Source organism: Clostridium brassicae (assembly GCF_026738875.1).
GTDB lineage: Bacteria > Bacillota > Clostridia > Clostridiales > Clostridiaceae > Clostridium_H > Clostridium_H brassicae.
This window is the reverse complement of record NZ_JAPQFJ010000013.1, coordinates 121011-132624: the sequence shown is the minus strand read 5'-3', so window position 1 is coordinate 132624 and position 11614 is coordinate 121011. Positions and strand designations below refer to the sequence as shown.

The 11614-nt window shown below is 28.4% G+C and carries 12 protein-coding genes; 1 reads left to right on the top strand and 11 read right to left on the bottom strand.

Annotated elements, in window-relative coordinates; translation table 11 throughout:
* Positions 1–751: 751 nt before the first annotated feature.
* From OW729_RS12980 to OW729_RS12940, 9 genes are all read right to left on the bottom strand, one after another.
* Complete coding sequence (locus OW729_RS12980; protein WP_268061951.1) at positions 752–2167, bottom strand: MATE family efflux transporter; 1416 nt, start codon at positions 2165–2167, stop codon at positions 752–754.
* Between the two features lie 174 nt (positions 2168–2341).
* Positions 2342–2809 (bottom strand): MarR family winged helix-turn-helix transcriptional regulator, encoded by a 468-nt coding sequence (locus tag OW729_RS12975; RefSeq protein ID WP_268061950.1) that lies wholly within the window; start codon positions 2807–2809, stop codon positions 2342–2344.
* A 99-nt stretch (positions 2810–2908) separates the two neighbouring features.
* Positions 2909–3343, bottom strand: coding sequence for an N-acetyltransferase (locus OW729_RS12970; RefSeq protein ID WP_268061949.1), 435 nt, complete (start codon positions 3341–3343; stop codon positions 2909–2911).
* 37 nt (positions 3344–3380) lie between these two features.
* Positions 3381–4109: an MBL fold metallo-hydrolase gene (locus OW729_RS12965; protein ID WP_268061948.1), complete on the bottom strand. Its 729-nt coding sequence runs from the start codon at positions 4107–4109 to the stop codon at positions 3381–3383.
* A 184-nt stretch (positions 4110–4293) separates the two neighbouring features.
* The gene (locus OW729_RS12960) at positions 4294–4566 is read right to left on the bottom strand and encodes a CD3324 family protein (RefSeq protein ID WP_268061947.1); all 273 of its coding nucleotides are present in this window, start codon (positions 4564–4566) and stop codon (positions 4294–4296) included.
* A gap of 364 nt (positions 4567–4930) precedes the next feature.
* Positions 4931–5896, bottom strand: coding sequence for an ABC transporter substrate-binding protein (locus tag OW729_RS12955; protein ID WP_407647680.1), 966 nt, complete (start codon positions 5894–5896; stop codon positions 4931–4933).
* 45 nt (positions 5897–5941) lie between these two features.
* Positions 5942–6667 (bottom strand): ABC transporter ATP-binding protein, encoded by a 726-nt coding sequence (locus OW729_RS12950; RefSeq protein WP_268061946.1) that lies wholly within the window; start codon positions 6665–6667, stop codon positions 5942–5944.
* On the bottom strand, positions 6654–7430 hold the full coding sequence (locus OW729_RS12945) for an ABC transporter permease (protein WP_407647679.1): 777 nt from the start codon (positions 7428–7430) through the stop codon (positions 6654–6656). The genes OW729_RS12950 and OW729_RS12945 overlap by 14 nt, the downstream gene beginning before the upstream one ends.
* Positions 7411–8043 (bottom strand): hypothetical protein, encoded by a 633-nt coding sequence (locus tag OW729_RS12940; RefSeq protein WP_268061945.1) that lies wholly within the window; start codon positions 8041–8043, stop codon positions 7411–7413. Before OW729_RS12940 ends, OW729_RS12945 begins: the two co-directional genes overlap by 20 nt.
* Before the next feature lie 433 nt (positions 8044–8476).
* On the opposite strand from OW729_RS12940, the gene OW729_RS12935 reads away from it, so the two are divergent.
* A complete protein-coding gene (locus OW729_RS12935) occupies positions 8477–8917 on the top strand; it encodes a stage III sporulation protein AH (RefSeq protein WP_268061944.1) in 441 nt (146 codons plus the stop codon).
* A gap of 147 nt (positions 8918–9064) precedes the next feature.
* On the opposite strand, the gene OW729_RS12930 is transcribed toward OW729_RS12935, so the two are convergent.
* Entirely contained in the window at positions 9065–9430 is a 366-nt protein-coding gene (locus OW729_RS12930) for a response regulator (RefSeq protein WP_268061943.1), read from the bottom strand.
* Positions 9431–9538: 108 nt separating this feature from the next.
* Positions 9539–11593, bottom strand: coding sequence for a chemotaxis protein CheA (locus tag OW729_RS12925; RefSeq protein ID WP_268061942.1), 2055 nt, complete (start codon positions 11591–11593; stop codon positions 9539–9541).
* Between the last annotated feature and the right edge of the window lie 21 nt (positions 11594–11614).

Genomic DNA, 11614 nt, shown 5'->3' with positions numbered 1-11614 from the left:
TCTTGAGTAAAGGTAAAATTATTCATAGGATAATACCGCCTTTCTTAATTTTTCTGTAGCAAGAAAATTATACTTCAAGGCTTGGTATTATCCACTATTTATTTTTTGGAAACTATAATATGGAAACCAATAAAGTTTTGTTTGTACAAAACTTAGGTAATTAAATGTTTAAAAATAATAATTTAAATACACTATATACATCATTTACTCCGTTAGTTAAAAATATTGAACTATTTATACAATTGCAGTTTCCAAATAACTATTTATATATTTATTAATATATACAAATTTAAAACCTAATACTTCCCTAATATTATTTTTATTGCACATATTTTTTATTATTTCACATCTGTAATAATAGCCTATCCTATAAAAAGTAAATTTTGGGGACTTAATATAAAATAAAATTTCCTATAAACTCATAGTTTTACTGTTATACATTTTATAATACCTAATTATACCATATTAACTGCGTATTTTTTTAAATGCTCTTTTTAAAATCTTTTGCCTTAAATTCATCAGTACTAAATTTATCTAATAAGCTCTCAAGAAATATTTTTCATAAAAAAACTCCAGCAAATTGCTGAAGTCCTTCTTAGTTATAATTTTTTGTTGCATCTTATAATAAATCAAACTACCATTAAACTACTATATTTTATTCTTATAACAACACAATTACATCTGCCTTATCCCATAAAAACCATTTTTCGTAGGAGTCATTAATAAAAAGTTGCTATTAAAAGCTTATTTTTCATTTTGTAATTACCCCTTGATCTGCTGCTGAATTATCCATAGAGATTGATGGTTGTTGATTTAATTCTTCACTAAGATAATTTATTCTTCTTCGCAATTTGACAGCTAATATACCGGTTAATATGGTAGTCAGTACATCTGCAATAGGCTGTGTAAATATGATACCATTTAAGCCTAGCATTTGAGGTAAAATAAGTATTATAGGTATAAAGAAAATACCTTGGCGGGCAATGCTCAATATCATACCTTTAAATGCTTTTCCAAGAGCTAAAAATAGTGTTGTGTATATACATTGAAAACCAAATAATATAAAAGTAATGCTATTTCCTCTCAAAGCTTTAGCGCCTATTGCAATAACAGAGCTGTCTCTGCTAAACAAACTGATAATTTGTTTTGAAAATATCAAAAATATAATTTCCAAAATTGCACAAAAAATAGTTGACCATTTGAGTGAAACTATAATGGCTTCTCTCAATCTTTTATAATTTTTGGCACCAAAGTTAAACCCAGCAACTGGCTGAAATCCCTTTACATATCCGAAGACCACGTAAGAGCCAAGAGCCAGAACCCTTGTAACAATACCCATTGCTGCAACAGCAGAATCCCCATAGGAACTTGCTGATGTATTGATTAACCCCATTGAAGCACTTGATAATAACTGAAACAGTAAAGTAGGTATTCCTATTTTCAATATTTCAGAATAGATTGTTTTGTCTAGAGAAAAATGTTTAATTGAAATATGTAAATTACTTTTCCCTGAGAACATGTACCATACATAAAGAAATGTGGTAATTATCTGTGCAACTACAGTTGCAATTGCTGCACCTTTGATTCCCATATTTAAGGTATAGATGAAAATCGGATCCAAAATAGTATTGAGTATTGCACCCGTAAGCATTGATATCATACTTATTTTAGTAGCTCCCTCAGAAGCTGACATATTATTCATAGTTACATTAATTACATTGAAAATTGATCCTGGAATATAGATAATAGCGTATTCCAAAGCATAAGGTAAAATTGTTTGAGTTGCACCTAATAAAACTAATACTTTCTTAAGAAAACATATTGTTATACCTATTACAATCAGACCGATTATTATGCTTAAAATCAATGCAGTTGAAGCTGTGCGGTTGGCCTGATTATTATTTTTTTCACCCAAAAGCCTTGATATATATGATGCAGATCCACTTCCAAAGGTCAGCCCTAATCCAATAATTATCTGGGAGATTGGATAGGCAATAGATACAGCGCCCATTTGACTTGTTCCTAATCCTCCAACAAACATAGCATCAACAATATTGTATACTGAAGTAACAAACATGCCAATAATAACAGGTACTCCTAGCTGGAACAGTACTTTTATAATATTTCCCTCACCCATCATTTTTATTTTTTTCTCTTTCACATTCATTTATAAAATCCCTCCTCATATTTATTAAAAATCCATAAACGTGTATAGTACCTATACACTTAAATTCTATTACACCTATTATTGTTATTAGTAGGGATAAATAGTACATTATCCCTACTATTTACGTACATTGCACACATTAAGTATAGCTGCTATACGCTAAAAAAATAATCCTCACCTATCTTTTTCCCCTTCGAAATCAACTATGTTACTTTCAATAGATGTCAAAAAATTTTTAAGAAATATAATCTTATCCTCAGTTGCATCTCCTAAAATCTCATTTACAAAATCATCAAACTCAAGATGAAATCTTTCATGATTGATGTTCGCTATTTCACCCTTAGGCGTTAGTTTAAGTACAAGTCTTGACTGATTTTTAATATCTTTTTCTTTAATAATCATTCCTTTTTTTTCTAATCTCATTATAATCTGAGAAACTGCTCCTTTCGTCACCCCCAGTATATCTGCAAGACCAGTCACATGTATACCCTCATTTTCTTTAATTGCTTTAATCATGTGAATCTCAGCCTCAAAAAGCTGTTGATCAGTACCATAATTACGAGTTTTCTTTTCAATCTCAAGAAGTTCATTTGCTATTCTTAAGAGTGTATAACTGATTTTTGTTTTGTTATTAAATTTCATATTCATCATACGATAAGTATATAGATGCTATACTCTTATGTCAATAACAGCATTTTTATACGCTATTTAAAATCAACTAAATTTTTTAACTGTTTCTTGTTAAACAAATTTTATCCATGACATTATGTATTCCATAAAACCCGAATCTTCATTTTGTTGCTCTTTTTTTATCACAAAACCACAATGTTTATAAAAATTGACTGAAGATATGTTTTCAATATAAACCGCTAATTCTAAACTTGAATATATAGATTTACAATAATTTAGTAATTTTTTTCCTATGCCTTGCCCTTGATAATTTTCTAAAACAAATAATGCACCAATAAATGAATTGTCTATAATACTTATAAAACCTTTAATTACACTATCTTCTTTGTAAATAAAAGTTATAGAGATAGGAATGTATTCTTCTTTAACAAGACTATAATTTTTTATCCAATACTGTTCTGGTATAAAACTATGTGCAGTAATATTAGTTTTTAACCAAATGTCCATAATTGCTTCAATTTCAAACTCTTCTAATTCTTTAATCATATTTTCACAACCTTTTTATTTTATAAATCATATATAATTAGTCTGAAACAATGTTCTCTAATGATTCTTTAATATCTTTTGTATATACGCCACCATGGTAACATATGATTCTGTCCATTTCATAATTTAATAACTTCTTTATAGAATTTTTTGCATCAACCACATCTAAAGTATATTGTGGATATGGTATCATCAATTTATCATTTTCTACTACTAATGCATCTCCTGTAATTAATGTTTTACTATCCTTTAAATAAATTGAAATATGACCTGGCATATGACCTGGAGTAGCAATTATTTCTACACCTCCACACCAAGAAAATGACTCTTTATCTTTTAAGCATATATCCACATCAACATTTTCTACTGTTTCAATAAAACGCTGAAATTCCTTTGCACTTTCCTTTTGCTCCTCAGGAAGTTTATCATATATAGACTCTGCTTGCTGCAATCTTAAAGACTTTTCCTTCCCACTAATATATTTTTCATCATCGATTGATGAAAGAACCTTAATATGTGGATACTCTGTTTTAAACTCTGCTAAGGCCCTCATATGGTCAAAATCATGATGTGTTATAATTATTTTTGTTAATTTACTAATATCAATTCCATTTTCTTTAGCAGCATTTTTTATTAAAGGTAAAAAATTAGGGTATCCACAATCAATTAAAATAGCTTCACTTTCATCACTTAATATAACCGGAAAAATAACATTTGTATCGCTAGCAAAATCAAATTTTATTTCTAAAACCGTTACTTTATTCATTAGTTTAATCCTCCACAATTTACTTTTATAATATAATCTACCTACAATATACTAACCCTACTTTTTATAATTACTCAAGTTTACAAACAATTCTGTATCAAAGCTGTTCATATTTATCTATAAAATTCCAACAAAAAAATCGGTATTAAATTATCTAAATTGATAATGAATACCGATTTTTTATTTATATATCTTTTTGCTGTTTAACTATTCTTCTTATACTATGTTCAGTAAGATAATACTTCTGTGCAAGTTTTTTAATAGATATTCCCTTATTATATTTATTAAAAATTTCTCTGTTTCTTCTTTTTAGAATGTCTTTTGTAGAAGTATTTTCACCCCAAACTTTTTTGTTTTCACATTTTATTGGTATATATAAATATCCACCTTCTATATATTCTTGAATCAGTTGAACAATATATTCTGGCAGTACATTTTGTGCGTTTTCATATTTCATATCTTTTACTCCTATCTACCCTGTTATTCGTAAATAATGAAGCAAAGATCACACAAAACAACATTACCTAAATTAATCTAATAAATTAGGCCCTGCACAAGTTCTTATTGTGTTTATTCTGTGTAATCTTCGCACAGAGCCAAAATAGGCATTACATTTTGTTGTATAATCCACTTGTTTTTCCCTCCATTTCCCTATTAATCATTTATAATTGTACCACAATATTACACCATATATTATAATTTTATATGGGAAACTAATACTTTTTAAGAACAGAACGAAAGGAGTAAGTTGACAAATTGAACTTCTATTGTAACCTAAATTTACACTTTATATAAAATTCAGCTAAAAAACATTAGGTACATTACTTTTGGATTAAATCTTCAATTTTAATTTCTTTTTGCTGTAATCCATTTTTCATCATAAACTCTTGAGTCTTTTTAAGTTCTTGTATATCCTTATCAGTTATATTAGTATTAAAATCATACCAAGAATACATTTGCTTTGTTTCCTCTGGAGTTAATCCTACTTCTTTAGATGCTATATCTATAGCTTGATCAAAATTATTCTTTATATAATCAACAGTTTCATTATGAACCTTTTTAAATCTTTCTACTATCTCTGGGTTATCTTTTAAAAATTTTTCACTTACAGCAGTTACTATAGTTCCTTCTACTATACCTTCTCCATTAGTTACAATCTTTGCTCCTGATTTTACAGCCTTTAACGCTGCTGGTCCTGCTAAAAGTGCTGCATCTACGCTTTTATTATTAAGTGCTGCTAAAGCCTCTGGTATACCCATGTTTACAAATTCTATATTCTCTTGTTTTAATCCGTTTTTCTCTAAAGATCCTATCAATAGTTGATGAAGCACAGTTCCCTTAGGTCCTGCTACTTTTTTCCCTTTAAGATCTTTAGGTGTTTTTATATTGTCATTTTTTGTTATTATCATAAATGCTTTAGGTGCTCTACTATACACATTAATTATTTTTAAGTCCACTCCATTAGATGCAGCTAAAATAGCAGAAGTTCCTCCAAGAGCATGTAAAAACTGTAATTCTCCTGCAGCAAGAGCTTGTGTTTGTTGTGGCCCTGCAGTTATTTCATGCCATTTTACACTCATATTATCTTTTTCAAATTCCTTGTCAAAATTTTTATTATTCTTTTCAATTATAGATGGCACATTCAAAGGAGATTTTACATAAGTCACATTTATAGCTTTACTACTTTTCTCCTCAGTTTTATTTTCCTTGTTACTGCATCCTACTAACATACTTCCTGCTATAACTCCCGTTAATGCTAAAGCCAATATTTTTTTTACTTTTATCATTTAAGTCCCTCCAATTTATAAAATAATATATTTAATTTAATTAAATCAAATTTCATCTCTACAAATAGTTTTTAAAATGTCACTCTTTATTTTCACTAATGTATCTGCTGTTAAATTTCTTGGGTAATTTTCATCTATTCTATAATCTTTTTCTACTTTTCCTTTATCTAAAATTATAATTCTATGCCCTAATAAAATTGCCTCATCTACATTATGAGTTACAAAAACTATTCCTTTTTTAGTTTTTTCATATAAACTTATAATCTCTTTTTGCAAAGTATCTCTTGTAAAGTAATCCAATGCTGCAAAAGGCTCGTCCATTAACATTATATCTGGTTCATATGCAAGAGCACGTCCTATTGAAACCCTATGAGCCATTCCACCTGAAAGCTGACTTGGATAAGCTTCTGAAAAGTCTTCTAATTTCATAAGCTTTAAAAACTTATCTTCTACTTCTCTATCTCTTTTATTCAAATAAAAAGTTATGTTTTCTCTTACTGTGAGCCAAGGCATAAGTCTACTTTCTTGAAATACCATTCCTATTTTAGGTTTAGATTCAACTTCATCTTTATAAAACACTATGTCTCCTGAAGTAGCATTTTCTAATTCACCTAATAATCTTAAAAGAGTTGTTTTTCCACAACCGCTTCTTCCAAGAATTATTGTTATCATGTCACTTTTGATATCTAAATCTATACTTTGCAATACTGTATTTAATTTTCCATTTACCGTATATGCTTTGTTTAAGTTATTTATTCTATACCCCTTCATTAGCATCTACCTCTAGTCTCCAAACATTAATCTTTTTCACTAAAATTGAAAATATATAATCCATTAAGCTTCCTAATATCCCTATTGATAAAATACCTACAACTACAACATCGGATCTAGAAAGTTGTTGTCCATCTAAAATAAGATATCCCAATCCAGAAGATGCTGCTACCATTTCTGCTCCTATTATAGCTCTCCAACTATATCCTATACCCAGCTTCATTCCAACTAATATATTGGGTAAAGCTGATGGTATTACTATCTTAAAAAATATCTGTCTTTTAGTTAAATTAAAAACTTTTCCTACTTCTATTAACTTCTTATCACAACCTTCAACCCCTTTTATGGTATTTAAAAATACAGGAAAGAATGAAGCTAAAACTATTATTATTATTTTGGATTTTTCTCCTATACCAAACCATAAAATGAGCATTGGCACTAAAGCTAAAGGAGGAGTATGTCTTATAAATTCTAATATTGGCTTAAAATAAACATATATTTTTTTATTTACTCCAAATAGTATTCCCAAAGGTATTCCTAAAATCAATGTTATAAAGAACCCTAATAAAATTCTTATTAAACTTTGTCCTATATGCTTAAATAAAGTTCCTGAACTTACAAGACTAATAAAAGTCCCTAAAACAGTTTCTGGTGAAGGTAATATGTATCCACTCCAATAATTATTCACACTACCAATACACCATATAATAATTATTAATACAACAACTATATATCCTTTTAACTTATACGCCATCTCCCGCATTGCATCCTCCTTCACACAGTAGTATTTCTACAAGATTGATATCCTCATTACTCTCTACTGCGTTTTTTACTGCTTTTAATACTTTTTGTTGTCCACTTACTTCTAAAACATTCAAATTTAAATCTCTAAAAAACCCAAGAGGTATAGGAGATATACTGCACTTCTCTTCTTTTTTTATATCTAATTTTTTGCATATATCATTCCAAGTTTTAAAAGCAACTCCACATTTTTTCTCCTCTTTGAATATGTAGTTTCCCATGTTTCTTAGTGAACTGCATGGAGTAGTTATAATAAGTGCATTCTCTTTATTATCCCTTATGTATATATTATACAGCACTCTGGCACTGTGAATTAATATAGGTTCTATATTAGGTATATAAAAATCATCGTTTTTTAGATTTTCTTTTATATATTCAATAGCAGCTGGACATCTTGTATCAAGTACTATCTTTCCTTCTTTTATACATGTGTGTTTAAATTTATCTTTTACTATTTCTACTTGACTTGGAGGTTCTACAACTTTATATCCCTTATTTTCTAGTTCTCTTACCAAATCCTCTAATTTATCAAAATACATAGCTTTAACTACTGGGTTTATCCAAATATAATTCATGCTCATTCCAACTTTCCAATCTTTTATTTGTAATGTTTATTAATTCTTTTATAAAATATTTTGTAGGTTATCTTATTCAACATATAAAACTGTTCATACTATGTTTATAACAGCCAGGTAATAATTGAGAATCAATATCATTTACGCCCGTGTTTTACATTATAGCAATTATATTACTCTAAGTCAAAACCTAATTATTAAAATAATAATAATTAAATATTTATAAAAAAATGATAAATAGATATAATTTTGTATAAATACTTAAAATATGCAATAATATCTATATAATTGAATGAAACTATAAAGATATGGAGCATTTTATGTGTAAGAAGATTTGATAATAATAACGTAACTGATTTATTAAAAATAATTCACAAAAATTTCTTGGAAGTTAATATAAAAGATTATCCCAAAGAAGAGAGGAATAAAACTAATGTTTATACAAACAAATCCTAAAAATAAAGCATATTATAATTTATTAGACATAGCATTTGATGTTTGTGATACTTTTATACTAGTTATACGTAAAGACATGGATTGTAATCAAAGTGTATTCAATATTATAAATATGTTACAAGATTCGTTAATTGAAATGAAGGAAGAATCTGAATGGGTAGGAACTGAACTATTGGGACAAACAGCCTATGTATACTATTATAAAACTAATGATAATGCAAAAAAAATTATTAAATCTATATCAAATTCCCTTTATGAATGGACTCAACCTAATTTTCCAGAAGATTTATCTTTTATTAAAAATGGAGAAGCTTGGCTTATAAATACTGCCCATGAATATGAGGGTTATCTTCTTACTGAAGATCCTATTTTAATTAACAGACTAAAATCCATAGATGGTTTAAATCTTGTAGAATAAAAATAGTTTAACTCTTATTATCTAAAAAATAAACAAGGGTAGACAAATCTCATTTTATAAGGTTTGTCTACCCTTTAATAAAAAATTCATTTAATTTCTTTAAATTTTTACAGAGAGTTTTAACTTATCCTTCTATTTTAATCCAATTTAAAGTTCTCCACTTTTTATTCTCTGTATTTCATCTAATAATCTTTCTGCATTTAATGGTTTAACTATAAATGTCTTAGCACCAGATTTAATTGCACGCATAACTCTTGTTTCTTGACCCATAGCTGAACACACAATAATTTTTGCATCTGGATCATAGCTTATTATCTCTTTTATAGCATTTTCTCCTTCCATTTTGGGCATAGTTAAATCCATTGTCACTAAAGACGGCTTTAATAACTTGTACTTATTAACAGCTTCAACACCATCTTTAGCTTCTCCAATAACCTCTATATTATTCTCATCTAATACCTTTTTAATTGAAAGCCTCATAAATTCAGAATCATCTACTATTAATACACGCATAAATAAGTTCTCCTTTCGTGTTACATTTTTTATTTTAAATAATATTAAATATTATCACAAAGACATAATTGCACTACAAAGCATTTCCTATTTAAAAGCACACCTTTTTCATCCTTTTATTATTGAAGAAACATCAATTACTTGAGCAAAACTCCCATCACCCAATATACTTACCCCTGAAATCCCTTTTAAGGAACCCATCAATTTATTTTCTCCACTAAATTCTCCTATAGATTTTATAACAATCTCTCTCTCCCCTAATAATTTATTAACCACAAAAGCAACCCTTTTTTCAGCATACCCTACTATAACAAGAAACATCTTATCCTCTATTTCGTCTTTGTACACCTTGAAATACCTTCCAATTCTAATTACTGGAATAATTTCATCTCTCCACTTATACACCTCAATATTATTTACTTTATGTATCTTTTCTTCAATTTCCTTGCCTTTCAATCTAACAGTCTCTATTATCGATGTAATTGGTATTGCGAATATATACTTATCCTCTTCAATAAGCAATGCTTGTATTATTGCTAATGTTAATGGAAGCTTAATAATAAATTTTGTTCCTATACCTTCTTTTGTATTTATATCAATTAGCCCATTCAAATTTCCAATATTTGATTTTACCACATCAAGTCCTACACCTCTACCTGAAATATCGCTTACATTATCTACAGTAGAAAACCCTGCTTCAAATATATATTTTATTACATCCTTGTCTTGTAAAGTATTTAACTCCTCTTCAGTGGCTAATTTTTTCTGAATCACTTTTTTTCTTATTTTATCTACAGAAATTCCCCTACCATCATCCTCAATTTCAATTACCACATTATTTTCTAAATGCCTTGCACTCAATTTCAATGTGGCCAATTCTTTTTTTCCTTTTTCCTTCCTTTCATCAGGAGATTCAATTCCATGATCTATAGCATTTCTTATTATATGTGTTATGGGATCAATGAGCTCTTCTATAATTCCTCTATCAATCTCCGTATGTTGCCCTTCAACTATAAACTCTATTTTTTTATTACATTTTTTAGACAAATCCCTAACCATCCTTGGAAATCTACTAAATATATTCTCTAAAGGAAGCATCCTAGTGGACATAACTGTTTCTTGCAAATCCTCACTTATATAATTTATATGAGAAATTAAATTCCACAACTTGCCCGCTAAAGGTTCTTTTTTATATTTTCTTTTTAATTCTTGTGCTATCTGACTTAATGCTTCCTTGTCTATAATAAATTCTCCAACTAAATTCAGCAACTTATCTATTTTATTTACATCCATTCTTATAGTGGAAGCTTCATGCTTTTTATGTTTATTCTCTACCTGGGAATTTTTCTTAACATTTACCTCACTATTACTACACACTTTTGATCTAATATTCTTAATATAAACATTATCTATTTCAGAAACAGCAATAATATTTTTATGTATTTCCTCATAACTCTTTGTTGTAGCAATAATTGCACTTAGTATTCCATCATAAGTTTCTTCTGAGACCTCTTCAAAATCTGCTGGTTCAATCTTTACAATGTCACTAATACGGCATAAAGCACTCTCTATCATAAAACCTTTTACAGATTTCATTTTAATATTTTTATCCATTGCTATCTTCACTTTATATACATCAAACTTAGAATCCACCTTATCGCATAAAACGTATTCTTCTTCGCTTACAGGAAGCTTTTCATTATCAACTTCAAAACCTCCATCTTCTTTTACCACATCTTCAGCATTAGTTGAATTAGTATTCTTATGGACATTGTTGTCTATAATTTTCTTCATGTTATCTATCAAAGATTTTGTATCTACATCACATGATTGTCCCTGACTTATACACCAATGCATATTTTTTAAAACATCAATACTCTGAAGTAATACATCAGTTACACTATCATCTATCAATACATCCTTTGATCTTATTTTGTCTAACAGACTTTCAACATTGTGAGCTAAATTAGATATTTCTACAAATCCTATAGTAGCCGAGGAACCTTTCAGAGAATGTGCCATTCTGAAAATTCTATTAATAATTTCATCACTATAATCAGAACCCTCCAAGTAAATGCAATCCTCTTCCATTTTTTCTATTTGCTCTTTTGTTTCCTGTAAAAACATATTCATACAAATGTCATCTACGTCAAAATTATTCATATTATTAAAATTACCTCCCTA

What these genes read in the sequence shown, in the direction of transcription:
- OW729_RS12970 (WP_268061949.1), bottom strand. Translation starts at nt 3,343, where the DNA reads ATGATTAAAGAATTAGAAGAGTTTGAAATTGAAGCAATTATGGACATT.
- OW729_RS12925 (WP_268061942.1), bottom strand. Translation starts at nt 11,593, where the DNA reads ATGAATAATTTTGACGTAGATGACATTTGTATGAATATGTTTTTACAG.
- OW729_RS12955 (WP_407647680.1), bottom strand. Translation starts at nt 5,896, where the DNA reads ATGATAAAAGTAAAAAAAATATTGGCTTTAGCATTAACGGGAGTTATA.
- OW729_RS12930 (WP_268061943.1), bottom strand. Translation starts at nt 9,430, where the DNA reads ATGCGTGTATTAATAGTAGATGATTCTGAATTTATGAGGCTTTCAATT.
- OW729_RS12945 (WP_407647679.1), bottom strand. Translation starts at nt 7,430, where the DNA reads ATGCGGGAGATGGCGTATAAGTTAAAAGGATATATAGTTGTTGTATTA.
- OW729_RS12960 (WP_268061947.1), bottom strand. Translation starts at nt 4,566, where the DNA reads ATGAAATATGAAAACGCACAAAATGTACTGCCAGAATATATTGTTCAA.
- OW729_RS12935 (WP_268061944.1), top strand. Translation starts at nt 8,477, where the DNA reads ATGTTTATACAAACAAATCCTAAAAATAAAGCATATTATAATTTATTA.
- OW729_RS12975 (WP_268061950.1), bottom strand. Translation starts at nt 2,809, where the DNA reads ATGAAATTTAATAACAAAACAAAAATCAGTTATACACTCTTAAGAATA.
- OW729_RS12940 (WP_268061945.1), bottom strand. Translation starts at nt 8,043, where the DNA reads ATGAATTATATTTGGATAAACCCAGTAGTTAAAGCTATGTATTTTGAT.
- OW729_RS12980 (WP_268061951.1), bottom strand. Translation starts at nt 2,167, where the DNA reads ATGAATGTGAAAGAGAAAAAAATAAAAATGATGGGTGAGGGAAATATT.
- OW729_RS12950 (WP_268061946.1), bottom strand. Translation starts at nt 6,667, where the DNA reads ATGAAGGGGTATAGAATAAATAACTTAAACAAAGCATATACGGTAAAT.
- OW729_RS12965 (WP_268061948.1), bottom strand. Translation starts at nt 4,109, where the DNA reads ATGAATAAAGTAACGGTTTTAGAAATAAAATTTGATTTTGCTAGCGAT.